Annotated in this window: 14 protein-coding genes; 8 read left to right on the top strand and 6 right to left on the bottom strand. The window is 60.7% G+C overall.

All coding sequences use genetic code 11. The features are described from left to right. Window positions 1-18: 18 nt before the first annotated feature. The 5 genes from AC3WTM_RS07595 to AC3WTM_RS07575 all read left to right on the top strand — a co-directional run bounded on the left by AC3WTM_RS07595 (window position 19) and on the right by AC3WTM_RS07575 (window position 5,570). Window positions 19-1,458, top strand: coding sequence for an aminotransferase-like domain-containing protein (locus tag AC3WTM_RS07595; RefSeq protein ID WP_008050371.1), 1,440 nt, complete (start codon window positions 19-21; stop codon window positions 1,456-1,458). A gap of 80 nt (window positions 1,459-1,538) precedes the next feature. Further along, on the top strand, window positions 1,539-2,018 hold the full coding sequence (locus tag AC3WTM_RS07590; protein ID WP_102671659.1) for a translation initiation factor 2: 480 nt from the start codon (window positions 1,539-1,541) through the stop codon (window positions 2,016-2,018). Window positions 2,019-2,183: 165 nt separating this feature from the next. Then, window positions 2,184-2,438: a YkgJ family cysteine cluster protein gene (locus AC3WTM_RS07585; RefSeq protein ID WP_008017747.1), complete on the top strand. Its 255-nt coding sequence runs from the start codon at window positions 2,184-2,186 to the stop codon at window positions 2,436-2,438. Between the two features lie 95 nt (window positions 2,439-2,533). Then, a complete protein-coding gene (locus AC3WTM_RS07580; protein ID WP_102671658.1) occupies window positions 2,534-3,139 on the top strand; it encodes an START domain-containing protein in 606 nt (201 codons plus the stop codon). A 337-nt stretch (window positions 3,140-3,476) separates the two neighbouring features. After that, complete coding sequence (locus tag AC3WTM_RS07575) at window positions 3,477-5,570, top strand: LTA synthase family protein (protein ID WP_102671657.1); 2,094 nt, start codon at window positions 3,477-3,479, stop codon at window positions 5,568-5,570. A 59-nt stretch (window positions 5,571-5,629) separates the two neighbouring features. Here the strand turns inward: AC3WTM_RS07575 and AC3WTM_RS07570 are convergent, their stop codons facing one another. After that, window positions 5,630-5,788 (bottom strand): DUF3309 family protein, encoded by a 159-nt coding sequence (locus tag AC3WTM_RS07570; protein ID WP_172435350.1) that lies wholly within the window; start codon window positions 5,786-5,788, stop codon window positions 5,630-5,632. A 277-nt stretch (window positions 5,789-6,065) separates the two neighbouring features. On the opposite strand from AC3WTM_RS07570, the gene AC3WTM_RS07565 reads away from it, so the two are divergent. The 3 genes from AC3WTM_RS07565 (at window position 6,066) to csrA (ending at window position 7,618) form a co-directional block, all read left to right on the top strand. Then, the gene (locus tag AC3WTM_RS07565; protein ID WP_102671656.1) at window positions 6,066-6,881 is read left to right on the top strand and encodes an SDR family oxidoreductase; all 816 of its coding nucleotides are present in this window, start codon (window positions 6,066-6,068) and stop codon (window positions 6,879-6,881) included. Between the two features lie 64 nt (window positions 6,882-6,945). Continuing rightward, the gene (locus tag AC3WTM_RS07560; RefSeq protein ID WP_008004345.1) at window positions 6,946-7,278 is read left to right on the top strand and encodes a YnfA family protein; all 333 of its coding nucleotides are present in this window, start codon (window positions 6,946-6,948) and stop codon (window positions 7,276-7,278) included. 154 nt (window positions 7,279-7,432) lie between these two features. Beyond that, window positions 7,433-7,618, top strand: coding sequence for a carbon storage regulator CsrA (gene csrA / locus AC3WTM_RS07555; protein ID WP_102671655.1), 186 nt, complete (start codon window positions 7,433-7,435; stop codon window positions 7,616-7,618). A gap of 5 nt (window positions 7,619-7,623) precedes the next feature. Here csrA and AC3WTM_RS07550 read toward each other — a convergent pair whose 3' ends face one another. From AC3WTM_RS07550 to mnmC, 5 genes are all read right to left on the bottom strand, one after another. Further along, a complete protein-coding gene (locus tag AC3WTM_RS07550) occupies window positions 7,624-7,851 on the bottom strand; it encodes a YheU family protein (RefSeq protein WP_056727184.1) in 228 nt (75 codons plus the stop codon). Between the two features lie 116 nt (window positions 7,852-7,967). Beyond that, complete coding sequence (locus AC3WTM_RS07545) at window positions 7,968-9,158, bottom strand: osmoprotectant NAGGN system M42 family peptidase (protein WP_102671654.1); 1,191 nt, start codon at window positions 9,156-9,158, stop codon at window positions 7,968-7,970. 125 nt (window positions 9,159-9,283) lie between these two features. Further along, complete coding sequence (gene ngg / locus AC3WTM_RS07540; RefSeq protein ID WP_102671653.1) at window positions 9,284-11,032, bottom strand: N-acetylglutaminylglutamine synthetase; 1,749 nt, start codon at window positions 11,030-11,032, stop codon at window positions 9,284-9,286. 3 nt (window positions 11,033-11,035) lie between these two features. Further along, a complete protein-coding gene (locus AC3WTM_RS07535) occupies window positions 11,036-12,808 on the bottom strand; it encodes an N-acetylglutaminylglutamine amidotransferase (protein ID WP_102671652.1) in 1,773 nt (590 codons plus the stop codon). Between the two features lie 170 nt (window positions 12,809-12,978). Next, the gene (gene mnmC / locus AC3WTM_RS07530) at window positions 12,979-14,958 is read right to left on the bottom strand and encodes a bifunctional tRNA (5-methylaminomethyl-2-thiouridine)(34)-methyltransferase MnmC2/FAD-dependent 5-carboxymethylaminomethyl-2-thiouridine(34) oxidoreductase MnmC1 (protein ID WP_102671651.1); all 1,980 of its coding nucleotides are present in this window, start codon (window positions 14,956-14,958) and stop codon (window positions 12,979-12,981) included. Window positions 14,959-15,086 lie beyond the last annotated feature (128 nt).

Genomic DNA, 15,086 nt, shown 5'->3' with positions numbered 1-15,086 from the left:
GAAATCGAGTGCTGCGTCATGACCAATCTTTTGCTCTATCAACGTATTGCTCAACAACTGGCCGAAGACATCCGCCGTGGGGTCTATCAGCCGGGGGAGCGCGTGCCTTCGGTACGCAAGATGAGCTCGCAGCTCAATGTCAGCCATGCAACGGTGTTGCAGGCGTATGCCAATCTCGAGGATCAGGGGCTGATTCGCGCTCGGCCGCAGTCGGGTTACTACGTGCACCAGACGCCGGCACTCACCGCGCCGACGCCGGACATCGCCCGTGTCGAGCGCCCCGGGCTGGTCACCCGCAGCAGCATCATTCAGCAAGTCCTGGTCGAGTCCCGTCGTGAAGGTGTCTTCCCACTGGGCGCTGCGGTGCCGAGTGTCGACTATTTGCCGGTGCGGGCACTGCATCAGCAATTGGCCAAAGTCACCCGTTTCCATAGCCCGCGGGCCTTCAGCTACATGTTCAGCCCTGGTTTCGAGCCATTGCGCCGACAGGTGGCAATCCGCATGCGCGATGCAGGCGTGGTGGTCGATCCGTCGGAAGTGGTGATCACCCACGGTTGCGTCGATGCGCTGCAGATGTCCTTGCGTGTGCTGACCCGTCCGGGCGATCTGATCGCAGCTGAGTCGCCGACCTATTACGGGTTGCTGCAACTGGCCGACCTGTTGGGTCTCAAGGTCATCGAGATCCCCAGTGATCCAGCCACGGGCATGAGCCTGGAAGCCCTGCAACTGGCGGCCAACCAATGGTCGATCAAGGCGTTGGTGCTGACCACCCGCCTGAGCAATCCGTTGGGCGGCACCATGCCGGAGGAGCGGCAGAAACAATTGCTGCGCCTGGCGTCAGACTTCGATATCCAGATTGTCGAAGACGATATCTACGGCGAGCTGATGTTCGAGCAGGGGCGCACCAAGTCTCTCAAGGCCTACGATCGGCTGGACCGGGTGATCTATTGCTCGAGCTTCTCCAAGACCCTGTCGCCTGGCGTGCGGATCGGCTGGATGATTGCCGGCAAGTACCAGCAGGAAATCCAGCGCTTGCAGACCTTCAGTACGCATTCCGCGTGCAGCGTGACCCAGATGGGCATTGCCGCGTACCTGGAAAATGGCGGGTACGACCGGCATTTGCGCTTCATCCGTCAGGAGTACCGGAAAAACCTCAGTGCCTTCCAATTGGCCGTGCAACAGTATTTTCCTGAAGGTACGCAGATGACCCGACCTACCGGCGGCTTCATTCTGTGGGTCAGTCTGCCGGGGCGGGTCAACACGCAAGAGTTGCACGTGCGGGCATTGCAGCAGGGCATCAGTATCGCGCCAGGACTGATCTTCAGTAATACCGAGCAATTCAATCACTGCATCCGGCTCAACTGCGGCATCCCGTGGAACCGCGAGGCCGAGCGTGCATTGATGACCTTGGGCATGCTGGCCACCCAACTTTGCCAGGAGATGGCTGGCGGTTTGTAACGGGCTGCGACTGCGCTTGTCTTGTGGGCTGCAACAGGCGAGCATATGTACCTCTGCCGTTTGCACCCACCGTGGGATACATGAAACCGATTCTTCCTGCCGCCTGGCTTTGGCTCTGCCTGATTGCGAGTATTCAGCCGGCATCCGTCGTTGCCGCTCCCGAGCAGGAACAGGCCACCGGCAGTTTTCACGTAGCACCGATAAAATCCGAACCTGCAAAAAAAGCCTCGTCGGCCAAAAAACCGGCGGCGCCCGCGAAAAAGCATCCACCCGTTGCCTCCAAATCGAAACCGGCCAGCGAAGTGGTCAAGACTGAGCTTCCATCCGCCAATCTGGACCTGAGCTTGCCCAAGGACATGGTTCAAGAACTGAAGCCGGTCGGAACGGTACCGTTGACCAAGCGTGAACCGCTGTTGCCCCAGATGTTCGGTGACAAAAGCGGCAGCAGTCCGTTCCAGCTCAACGGCCGTCTGCTCAGTAATGAAATGCAGCTGCAACTGCGAAATGAAGAGCGCCGCGAGGTCGAAGGCGCAGCACTGGATTTCGAGTTCAAACAGTAAGTCGTCAAGATCCGCGCGCCGCAGTGCAGACGCTTTGTCGGAGACTGCCCGGTCATGCTCGTTTGCGTTGAAAAACCCGCTCGCAGGTAATTTAAAACAACTGTTTTAGCGGGTACTCTGTGCCCCGTCCTTTAACACATTGCTCGTCGCGAGGAGCTTGTCGTCATGAAATGCCGTGAGGGCTGTGGTGCGTGTTGCATTGCCCCTTCCATCAGTTCGCCGATTCCCGGTATGCCCAATGGCAAAGCCGCGGGACAGCGTTGCCTGCAACTTTCCCCGGATAACCTGTGCAGCATTTTCGGCCAACCGGAACGACCGGCGGTGTGTTCTGCCTTCGAGGCCGACCCCGAGGTGTGCGGAAGCAGCAGCGAAGAAGCCATCCGGCTGATCGGCTGGTGGGAGCAAATGACGGCGGCGTGATATGTGGGCTTGCACCTCCGAGCACCTCCGGAAACCTGAAGGTGATCGGAGGTGCAAGCCCAACGAACGGAACTTCAACAATAAGGAATAAGACTATGGGTTCGTTGCATCGTATTGCTGTGCTATGTGGTTTGGCGGTTGTGCTGGCTACCTCGACGGCCCAGGCCGAAGACTGGAAGGTCAAGAAAGACGAAGAGGGCATCAAGATCTCCTTGAGCGAAGTGGCTGGCTCCGACTACAAGGCCTACCAGGGCGTCACGCTGATGAAGACCACCGTGGCCAAGTTGCGTGCGCTGCAGGACGACGTGTCCGGAGCCTGCGCCTGGATTCACGAATGCAAAACCCAGAAGCTGCTCAAGCACGAAGGTGAGCAAAGCTGGACCTACACTCAGTTCAACACCCCGTGGCCGGTTACTCCCCGTGATTCGGTGTTGCACATCACCACCATCGAAGGGGCCGATGGCAGCCTGACTCGCAAGCTCGAAGGCGTGCCGAAATACATTCCTGAAGAAAAAGGCTTCGTCCGGGTCGCCAAGGTCGACGGTTTCTGGAAGTTTGTACCCAAGGGCGACCAGATCGAAGTGACCTATCAGGTGCACACCGAGCCGGGCGGCAGTGTGCCGTCGATGGTGGCCAACAAGTTCGTGGTGGATGCCCCGTTCAATACCTTGAAAGCCCTCAAGGAACGCGCCGAGAAGTAAATGTGTCACTCTTTTGAGGTGACTTCATAGCGCCCCGCCTCGATCGGGGCGTTTGCTTTTTTGAACGATGCTCAGGCTTTAATTTGTTTCCGGATATGCGTTGCACGAAATTTTCACCCACTTTCCAAGACAATTCGCCGACTCTCCCGCAACGCGCTGCGTATGGCTGAATACAGGATGAAAGACTCGGGATGAGGGTAGTTATCAATGGCAATGCTGCCGTTGATCGTGCAACATTTGCGCACCGCGCAAACCCCCAGGCCTGGTACGGGTCGAAAAGAGGGCAAGGCGCAGCTGTATTTTTGAAACTTCAACTTCCAATGGGTCCTAAAACGACATGGCAATCCCGGACGCCCTGAGTCAGCAGCGAGCTTCTAGTCGCCTGCTGCAACCGACCGTCAAATCGCATCTGGCCTACACGCTGTTGTGTGCCCTGGTCATGATGGTCATGTTCAGCCTGCTGCGCGTCGCGCTGCTGGCTTACAACAGCTCGATGATCCTCGACACACCGGCCTCGACCTTCCTCGAGGCATTCGCCAACGGTCTGCGTTTCGACCTGCGCCTGGTGGTCTATCTCAGTATTCCGTTGCTGCTGGCCTTGTTCAGCGCCCGGGCCATGGCGGCACGTGGGCTGTTCCGACTCTGGCTGACAGTGGTCTCCAGCATCGCGCTGTTCCTGGGCCTGATGGAGATGGACTTCTATCGTGAATTCCACCAGCGCCTCAACGGCCTGGTCTTCCAGTACGTCAAGGAAGACCCGAAAACCGTGGCCAGCATGCTCTGGTATGGTTTTCCGGTGGTCCGCTATCTGCTGGCGTGGGCTCTGGGTACCGTGATCCTGAGCATGGCATTCAAGGGCGCCGACCGTGCGACCCGCCCTCGTGGCCCGTTCAGTGGCGGCAGTATCGGCACTCGCAAGGTCGCGCCGTGGTATGCACGCATTGGCGTGTTCGTGGTTTGCCTGCTGATCTGCGTCGTCGCGGCCCGTGGCACCTTGCGCCAAGGCCCGCCGATGCGCTGGGGTGATGTCTACACCACAGATTCCAACTTCGCCAACCAGTTGGGTCTCAACGGTACGCTTTCTCTGGTCGCCGCCGCCAAGAGCCGGATGTCCGAGGATCGCGACAATATCTGGAAAGCCACGCTGCCACAGCCACAAGCCCAGCAAGTGGTGCGTGACATGCTGGTGATGGCGGATGACAAACTGGTGGATGGCGAGACCGCGGCGGTACGTCGCGATTACACCCCGCCAGCCGACAAGACCTTGCCGATCAAGAACGTCGTCGTGATCCTGATGGAAAGCATGGCCGGTCACTCGGTGGGTGCACTGGGTGGGCCGGGCAACATCACGCCGTACCTCGACAAACTGTCGAAGGAAGGCTTGCTGTTCGACCGCTTCTTCTCCAACGGTACCCATACCCACCAGGGCATGTTCGCCACCATGGCCTGTTTCCCGAACCTGCCTGGCTTCGAATATCTGATGCAGACCCCGGAAGGCAGCCACAAGCTGTCCGGTCTGCCGCAGTTGCTCAGCGCCCGTGACTTCGACGACGTGTATGTCTACAACGGCGATTTCGCCTGGGACAACCAGTCGGGTTTCTTCAGCAACCAGGGTATGACCAACTTCATCGGCCGTAACGATTTCGTGAATCCGGTGTTCTCTGATCCGACCTGGGGCGTGTCCGACCAGGACATGTTCGACCGTGGCCTGGTGGAGCTCAAGGCGCGGGAAAATGGCAAGCCGTTCTATGCCTTGCTGCAAACCCTGTCCAACCACACGCCTTACGCCTTGCCGACGCCATTGCCGGTCGAGCGCGTGACCGATCGTGGCAACCTGAACGAACACCTGACCGCCATGCGTTACTCGGACTGGGCACTGGGCCAGTTCTTTGAAAAGGCCCGCAAGGAGCCGTACTTCAAGGAAACCCTGTTTGTCGTCGTCGGTGATCACGGTTTTGGTAACGAACGGCAGATCACCGAAATGGACCTGGGCCGCTTCAACGTGCCGATGCTGATGATCGCGCCGGGCATCCAGGAAAAGTTCGGCCAGCGTGACCACACCGTGGGCACTCAGATCGACATCGTGCCGACCATCATGGGCCGCATCGGTGGCGAAGTACGTCATCAGTGCTGGGGACGCGACCTGCTCAACCTGCCGGAAGGCGACGCCGGTATTGGGGTGATCAAGCCGTCGGGCAGCGAGCAGACCACGGCCGTCCTCACCGCGGACCAGATTCTGGTCCTGCCGAAGGACAAGGACATGGCGCCGAAGTTGTATCAGTATGAATTGGGTGCCAACCCTCGCGCCGAAGTCATTGCTGATGCGCCGCGTACCGCCGAGTTGAAACTCAAGCTCGAAGCGTTCCTGCAAACAGCGACCAAGAGCCTGCTGGACAACACCGCCGGTGTCATTGATGGCAAGCCGGACTAAGTTGTGACGCAATAGAAAAGAGGCCCTTCAAGGGCCTCTTTTTTTTGCCTGGCGGATACTTATATTCGGCCAAGCAAGAGCAGGATCAACAGCACCACCAATACGACGCCGATGATACCGGACGGGCCGTAACCCCAACTTCTGGAGTGCGGGAAGACCGGTAAACCACCGATCAGTAACAGGATCAGAATGATGATCAGTATTGTGCCCATGTCTATTTCCTTGTCGAAAATGCAGTGGATTGACCATGCCAATCAAGGTCAGCGGGAATGAAGTAAATTCGAGCTGCTTAAAAATTCGGACTGTTGCGCTTGCAGGAAAATTCCAAGTTTTTTTGAAGTATTTCGCACGGGTTCTTATTTTTTGTAGTTGCCTTGATTGCGTAAGACGCTCCCGCAGTTTGCTCGGGCCATTCAGCAATCTGATGGAGCGTGGGTCGGGCAATTTCCTTCGCTACACTCGGTGCATCTTCCAAGAACAACAAGGCTGTCTGCTATGCAAAATCGCATGATGATCACTGGTGCAGGCTCTGGCCTGGGTCGCGAAATCGCGCTGCGCTGGGCGCGTGAAGGCTGGCAACTGGCTTTGTCGGACGTCAGCGAGCCCGGCTTGCAGGAAACCCTCAAGCTGGTTCGCGAAGCGGGCGGCGACGGTTTCATCCAGCGCTGCGACGTACGCGATTACAGCCAGTTGACAGCGTTCGCCCAGGCCTGCGAGGTCAAACTCGGCGGCATCGATGTCATCGTCAATAACGCGGGTGTAGCGTCTGGCGGGTTCTTCAGTGAGTTGTCCCTGGAGGACTGGGACTGGCAGATCGCGATCAACCTGATGGGCGTGGTCAAGGGCTGCAAGGCTTTCCTGCCACTGCTGGAAAAAAGCAAAGGCAAGATCATCAACATCGCGTCCATGGCCGCGCTGATGCAAGGCCCGGCGATGAGCAACTACAACGTGGCCAAGGCGGGCGTAGTGGCGTTGTCCGAAAGCCTGCTGATCGAGCTGGCACATCAGGAAGTCGGCGTACATGTGGTGTGTCCGTCGTTCTTCCAGACTAACCTGCTGGACTCCTTCCGTGGCCCGACCCCGGCCATGAAAGCCCAGGTCGGCAAGTTGCTGGAAAGCTCGCCCATCAGCGCCGCCGACATCGCCGACTACATCTATCGGCAGGTCGCCGCCGGCGAGTTCATGATTCTGCCCCACGAACAGGGCCGCATGGCCTGGGCGATCAAGCAGAAGAACCCGCAATTGCTCTACAACGAAATGACCGCCATGGCCGATAAAATGCGCGCCAAGGTCAGGCAATCCGCAAGCTGATCTTGCCCGCAGGCAGCGCTGTGGTTAGGGTGGCCGCCATCGGCCATCCTCGCGAGACGCTTGCATGCTCAATTACCTGTGGTTTTTCCTCGCCGCGTTGTTCGAAATTGCCGGGTGCTTTGCCTTCTGGATGTGGCTGCGCCAGGGTAAAAGCATGTGGTGGGTGGTGCCGGCGCTCCTGAGTCTGACCCTGTTCGCCCTGCTGCTGACCCGTATTGAAGCCACTTACGCCGGCCGCGCCTACGCCGCTTACGGTGGCATCTACATCATTGCCTCAATCGGCTGGTTGGCCGTGGTCGAGCGGATTCGTCCGCTGGGATCGGACTGGCTCGGCGTGGCGCTGTGTGTGATCGGCGCGAGCATCATTCTGTTCGGGCCGCGATTCTCCGCGTCCTGACAGATCGGCCCTACAATCAACCGGCCTGTCAGACCTTTCCGTAAGTGCTGTGTGTCAAGGGCTGTCAGTCCGGTCTGGTTTGCTGTCGGAGCATTGTAGGCGTACCGCGGGCCGGGCATCTTCAAGGGCCAGAAACCTCTGAAGGACACTCCTCATGCTCGTACTCACTCGCGTTGTGGGCGAAACCATTTCCATCGGCGACAACATTTCCGTGCGCGTTCTCGCGATCAACGGAAGCAACATCCGCTTTGGCGTTGAAGCGCCTCAGGACGTCAATGTGCACCGCTGCGAAATCTACGAACGCATCCAGAACAAACTGGCGAAAACCAAGGGACGCTGAAGACTTCAGTCAAACAGGTGCTTGGGCACGTCGTGCTTGAGCATCAGTTGGCACTGCTCGCTTTCCGGGTCGAAGACAATCAGTGCCTGGCCCTTGGTCAAGGCCTGGCGCACGCGCAGTACGCGGGTTTCCAGGGGGGTGTCGTCACCATTGTCCGTGCCGTCGCGGGTTACGAAATCCTCGATCAGTCGGGTGAGGGTGTCGACTTGAAGTTGGTCGTGGGGGATCAGCATAGGCACCTCGGTTGGATCAATGGCGCGATGCTACGGCGAATGACCGGTATCGGCTAGCCTGGGGTTTGATGTCGTCTGCTCGCGATAGCGGTATACCTGGCGGTGAAGATCCTGGATCAGCTCTCCGACCGCTGCCCCACCAGGCTGTCCACCGACGGCACCCGTGTATCGCTTTCCATTTGTGTGTCATGTTCGAGCTGATGGCTGAAGCGGTCCAGTGAGCCCTTGGCCGGTTGTGCATCGCTGGCAAACACGGGTGGGCTGAGGATGTATGCACCGAGCAGGCGGCTCAGGGCGGCGAGGCTGTCGATGTGGGTGCGCTCGTAACCGTGGGTGGCATCGCAGCCGAAGGCGAGCAGGGCGGTGCGAATGTCGTGGCCGGCGGTCACCGCTGAATGGGCGTCGCTGAAGTAGTAGCGGAACAGGTCCCGGCGTGCCGGCAACTCGTTGTCGCAGGCCAAGCGCAGGAGGTGGCGCGACAGGTGATAGTCATACGGCCCACCGGAATCCTGCATAGCGATGCTCACTGCATGCTCGCTGGAATGTTGCCCAGGCGCGACCGGTGCGATGTCGATGCCGACGAACTCACTGACGTCCCAGGGCAGCGCCGCCGCCGCGCCGCTGCCGGTTTCTTCGGTGATGGTGAACAGCGGATGGCAGTCGATCATCAGGTCCTGGCCACTGTCGACGATGGCCTTGAGCGCCGCCAGCAGTGCGGCCACCCCGGCCTTGTCGTCGAGGTGACGAGCGCTGATGTGGCCGCTTTCGGTGAACTCCGGCAGCGGGTCGAAGGCGACGAAATCGCCGACGCTGATGCCCAGCGACTCGCAGTCGGCACGGGTGGCGCAGTAGGCGTCCAGACGCAGCTCGATGTGATCCCAACTGATCGGCATCTCATCCACGGCGGTATTGAATGCGTGCCCGGAGGCCATCAGCGGCAAGACGCTGCCGCGGATCACGCCATTGTCGGTAAACAGGCTGACCCGGCTGCCCTCGGCAAAACGGCTGGACCAGCAGCCGACGGGCGCGAGGGTCAGGCGGCCGTTGTCCTTTACTGCACGCACCGCCGCGCCGATAGTATCCAGATGGGCGGAAACGGCGCGGTCGGGGCTGTTCTTCTTGCCCTTGAGCGTGGCGCGGATGGTGCCGCGGCGGGTCAGCTCGAAGGGAATGCCCAGTTCTTCAAGACGTTCGGCGACGTAGCGCACGATGGTGTCGGTGAACCCGGTGGGGCTGGGAATGGCGAGCATTTCCAGCAGCACTTTTTGCAGATAGCCGAGGTCCGGTTCGGGGATTTTGCTGGTCATGGAAACTCCTGATTGGTAATCACCTGTACGGCCGCCTTCGCAAGCAGGCTCGCTCGTACAGGGGGAACGCGATCAAAGGTGGGAGCGAGCTTGCTCGCGATGGCATCAGCCCAGCCAACACATGGCTAAGAGACCACCGGCTGACTGTACGGAAACAACAGATCCACAAACCGCTCCGCCGTCGGCTGCGGTTCGTGGTTGGCCAGCCCGGCCCGTTCGTTGGCTTCGATAAACACATAGTCCGGCTGGTCAGCGGCGCACACCATCAAGTCGAGGCCGACCATGGGAATGTCCAGGGCCCGAGCCGCACGGATGGCGGCGTCCACCAGCGTCGGGTGCAGGATCGCCGTGACATCCTCAAGCACGCCGCCGGTATGAAGATTCGCCGTGCGTCGTACGAACAGGTGCTCACCGGCCGGCAGAATGCTGTTGTAGTCGTATCCGGCGGCACGCAAGGTGCGCAGGGTTTCCTGGTCCTGCGGGATCTTGCTTTCGCCGCCCGTGGCCGCCTGTCGCCGTCGGCTCTGGGCTTCGATCAATGCACCGATGGTGTGTTGGCCGTCGCCGACCACTTCGGCTGGCCGGCGAATGGCGGCGGCGACCACTTCAAAACCGATCACCACAATGCGCAGGTCCAGGCCCTCGTGGAAACTTTCCAGCAGCACGCGGCTGTCGAAGTGGCGAGCGGCTTCTATGGCTTGCTGCACTTCCTCTATGGTGCGCAAATCCACCGCCACCCCTTGGCCCTGTTCACCATCCAGTGGCTTGACCACCACGCGCTGGTGTTCATCGAGGAAGGCCAGATTGTCATCGGCGTTACCCGCCAGTTGCTGCGCCGGCAGGTTCAACCCTGCTGCCTTGAGCACTTTGTGGGTCAGGCTTTTGTTCTGGCACAGGGTCATGCTGACGGCGCTGGTCAGGTCGCTCAGGGATTCACGGCAGCGTACCCGGCGCCCGCCATGGCTGAGGGTGAACATCCCGGCGTCGGCGTCATCGACATGCACATCGATGCCACGACGGTGTGCTTCTTCGACAATGATCCGCGCGTAGGGGTTGAACGCGGCTTCCGGGCCGGGCCCGAGAAACAGCGGCTGATTGATGCCGTTCTTGCGCTTGATGGTGAAGGTCGTCAGGTTGCGAAAACCGAGCTTGGCGTAAAGGCTTTTCGCCTGGCGGTTGTCGTGCAGCACCGACAGGTCGAGGCAGGCGAGCCCGCGACTCATGAAGTGTTCGATCAAATGCCGCACCAGCACTTCGCCGACACCTGGCCGCGCACAATGCGGGTCGACCGCCAGGCACCACAGGCTGCTGCCGTTTTCCGGGTCGTTGAAGGCCTTGTGGTGGTTGAGGCCCATGACGCTGCCGATGACCGCGCCGCTGTCCTCGTCTTCGGCCAGCCAGTACACCGGGCCGCCCAGATGGCGCGGCGTCAGCAGGGTGGCATCGATCGGCAACATGCCGCGGGCCTGATACAGCTGATTGATCGCCTGCCAGTCGGCATCGCTTTGCGCGCGTCGAATGCGGAAACCGCGAAACACCCGGGTCGCCTGACGGTAGTCGCTGAACCACAGGCGCAAGGTGTCGGACGGGTCGAGGAACAGCTGCGTCGGCTCCAGCCCCAGCACTTGCTGGGGCGCGGCGACGTACAGGGCAATGTCCCGCTCGCCGGGCTGCTCGTTGAGCAACTCTCTGGCCAGGCTCGCGGCATCGGCAAAGGTGTGGCCGATCAGCAAGCGCCCCCAGCCGCAATGCACGGCAATCGGCGCCCCGCCGAGTTCACTGCCATCCTCGGCCAGACGTGCCTGCAAGCGCTCGTAGGAGGGCGACTGGCCGCGCAACAGGCGTTGGCTGAAAGCCGTGGCGTGAGGTTTCATCGGTCAGATTCCTTGTTCGCTGAGCCACAGGTTGAGGGCCGCCAGTTGCCACAGCTTCGAGCCGCGCAATGGTGTCAATTGCCCCTGGGGATCAGTCAGTAGACGGTCGAGCATCGCGGGGTTGAACAGGCCGCGATCCTGGCTGGGATCGAGCAGCAGTTCGCGCACCCATTCCAGCGTATCGCCCTGCAAATGCTTGAGGCCCGGCACCGGGAAGTAACCTTTCTTGCGGTCGATCACTTCACTGGGAATCACTTGTCGCGCGGCTTCTTTCAAGACTTGCTTGCCGCCGTCCGGCAGTTTGAAACGCCCCGGAATCCGAGCCGACAGCTCCACCAGGCGGTAATCGAGAAACGGTGTGCGCGCTTCCAGGCCCCAGGCCATGGTCATGTTGTCGACCCGTTTGACCGGGTCGTCCACCAGCATCACCGTGCTGTCCAGACGCAAGGCCTTGTCCACCGCCGCATCGGTACCGGGCTGGGCGAAATGAGCTTTTACGAAGTCACCAGCGGTGTCATTCGCGGTCAGCCATTTCGGTTGCACGGTGGCGGCGTAGTCGTCGTAACTGCGGTCGAAAAATGCTTCGCGGTACGCGGCATACGGATCACTCGCGCCGTCCACTTGCGGATACCAGTGGTAACCGGCGAACAGTTCATCGGCGCCTTGGCCGCTCTGGACAACTTTGCAGTGTTTGGCCACCTCCCGTGACAACAGGTAGAAGGCGATGCAGTCATGGCTGACCATCGGCTCGCTCATAGCCCGGAACGCGGCGGGCAACTGTTCGATGATCTCTTTTTCATCAATACGCAATTGGTGGTGCTGCGTGCCGTAGTGTCGGGCGATCAGGTCCGAATACTGGAATTCGTCTCCACGCTCGCCGCCGGCATCCTGGAAGCCAATGGAGAAGGTCGACAGATTGTCCACGCCGACCTCCCGTAACAGACCCACCAGCAGGCTTGAATCGACACCGCCGGACAGCAGCACGCCGACATCCACCGCCGCACGCTGACGAATCGCTACCGCTTCGCGGGTGCTGTCGAGCACACGATCGCGCCAGTCCTCGAGGGTCAGATTCGTTTCATCGGCGTAAGGGCCGTAGGGCAGGGTCCACCAGTTTTTCTGCTCGGTGCGGCCATTGGCTTCGACGCGCATCCAGGTGGCCGGCGGCAGTTTTTCAATGCCCGCCAGCAAAGTGCGCGGTGCCGGGACCACCGCGTGGAAATTCAGATAGTGATTGAGCGCCACGGGATCGAGGATCGGGTTGATGTCACCGCCCTTGAGCAATGCCGGCAACGCCGAGGCGAAGCGCAGGCGCTGGCCGGTGCGCGACAGGTACAGTGGTTTCACGCCGAGACGGTCACGGGCGATGAACAGGCGTTGGGCATCGCGCTCCCAAACGGCAAAGGCAAACATGCCATTGAGTTTCGGCAGCAAGGCTTCGCCCCAGGCGTGATAACCCTTGAGCAACACTTCGGTGTCGCCACCGGAATAGAAGGCGTAACCCAGGCTTTCAAGTTCCGCGCGCAGTTCCGGAAAGTTGTAGATCGCCCCGTTGAAGGCCAGGGACAAGCCCAATTGCGGGTCGATCATCGGCTGCGCCGAGCCGTCCGACAGGTCCATGATTTTCAGGCGCCGATGGCCCAGTGCAACCGGTCCCTGGCTATGAAAACCCCAGGCGTCGGGGCCGCGGGGGGTCAGGTGATGGGTGATTCGTTCAATGGCTACAAGGTCTGCAGGTTGATGATCAAAACGTAACTCGCCAGCTAATCCGCACATAAATTCCTTACCGGTTTTTCCGTTGGGGAGGGTCGATCGATACCGCGCCGAAACGGCGGGTACTCAGAAAGTGACCCTCCACGGTAAGGGGAGTTTTAGATCGATGAGTTATATGCGCGCCAGACCACGGCCGAATCGCCCCGCGAGGGCGACTTCGGCTGCTGTATCGACTACTTGCCCCGGATCAGGCGTCGCAGGGCAAATCGGTTGGGATGACAGGCTTCGGCCACGCTTCTGGGCAACGGCAGGGGTTCGTTGTCCAGCCAGGCTGCCAGCAGTTCTGCGGAAAGCGGCGCGGTGATCAGGCCGCGTGAGCCGTGACCGCTGTTAACGTACAAACCGTCAAGCCATGGGCATTCGACGTCCGGCACCTGGCGGGCATCCTTGCCCAGCGCCGCATACGCCTGAGTGAACGCCTGGGTGTCGGCCAAGGGGCCGACGATTGGCAAGTAGTCGGGGCTGGTGCAGCGAAAAGCGGCGCGCCCCTGCAGACTTTCAGGCGCAAGTTTATCGACCTGTAAACGCTCGACCAGATCGTGGGAAATCTCTTCGAGCATGGCCAGGTTGCCCAGGTGTTCTGCCGTGGTCGGTGTCAGGTCATCGCTCTTGAAGTCGAAACTGGCCCCCAGGGTGTGTTCGCCCAAACGGGCGGGGGCGACATAGCCTTCGGCACACACCACGGTGCTCAGGGCCTGGCTTTGCTGAGTTTGCGCCAAGCGGGTGATTTGCCCGCGAATGCGCTTGAGTGGCAGCTCGGCGCTCTCGGGGAAACGCTGGATTTCGGCGGCCCCGGCGAGCACCACCACGGGAGCATCGGCAAGCAATCGCTCGCCGTCCCAGGCTTGCCAACGGCCTTCAACCTTGCGCAGTTCCAGCGCATCGTGATGGGTGAGCAATTGAATCTGTGGATGCGCAGCCTGCCACTGGCACAGCGCCGGTGGGTGGACCCAGCCGCCTTCGGGATAGAACAGGCCGCCGTGTGCCAGTCCGATACCGGCCACGGCCTGTGCCTCGGATTGATCCAGCAGGTGCAGAAAGTCCGTTGGAAACGCCGTGGCCAATTGCGCCTGGCGTTCGGCTTCCTTGGTATTGAAGGCCAGTTGCAATACACCGCAATCGTCCCAGTCGCGACCCCGTTGCAAGTGTTCGAGCAGGCGTCGGGTGTAGCCGAATCCACTGACGATCATTTGCGACAGCGCCGTGCCATGGGCGGATAGCTTCAGGTAGAGCACACCCTGCGGGTTGCCCGAGGCTTCCCGGGCGATGGCGTCGTGGCGCTCCAGCAATGCCACTTGCCAGCCCCGCGCGGCGAGGCTGGCGGCGCTGGCACAACCGGCCAGGCCGGCACCGATCACCAGTGCCTGGCGCTCGCCGGTCAGCGGGGCCGGGCGGGCGAACCAGGGTTTATTCAGGGCCGGGGCCGGCGTTTCCAGGGGCCAGCCGAGGAACTCACCGCGCAGGATCTCCCATTTGTGGCCGATGCCGGGGGTGCGTTTCATCTTGAAGCCGGCGGCGTTGAGCAGACGCCGCACCCAGCCGGTGCTGGTGAAGGTGCTGATGGATGCACCGGGAGCGGCCAGGCGAGCCAGCTCGGCAAACAGTTCGGCGGTCCACATGTCGGGGTTTTTCGCCGGGGCGAAACCGTCGAGGAACCAGGCGTCGATTCGGGCATCGAGTTGCGGCAGTTGCTCCAGTGCATCGCCGATCAGCAGCGTGAGGGTGACGCGGCCGTGGTCCAGCGTCAGACGCTGAAAACCCTGATGGATGGCCACGTATTGCTCAAGCAGTTGATTGGCAAATACCTTGAGTTCCGGCCACAGTGCCAGGGCACGTTGCAGGTCGGCCGGGCTCAACGGGTATTTCTCTACGCTGACAAAATGCAGCCGCGCTCCGGCCGCTGCGTGTTGCTCGAACACCTGCCAGGCGCACAAAAAATTCAGCCCGGTGCCGAACCCCGTCTCACCGATGACCAGCCGCCCACCCTCGGGCAAGGCGGCAAAGCGTTCGGCCAGTCGATTCTGCTCGATGAATACATAGCGGGTTTCATCCAGCCCTGACTTGTCGGAGAAGTACACATCGTCGAACACTCGCGAATACGGGCGACCTTGGTCGTCCCAGTCGAGCTGGGCGTGGGGCAATACAGGTTTCATGGCAGGCTCGGCAACGGCAAGGGCGCCATTCTAGCCGATCGACGGCGTGGTGCTTGATCCGTGGCAAGGTATGTATTGGCCGAGACCGGGAGAATCTCTGCTGGCCTTCTGTTCAATCCGCTAGTCTT

This window comes from Pseudomonas sp. EU05-FHT14B02, from assembly GCF_058791055.1.
Note: the sequence above shows the minus strand (reverse complement) of the source record. Positions and strands in the feature narration are given on the sequence as shown.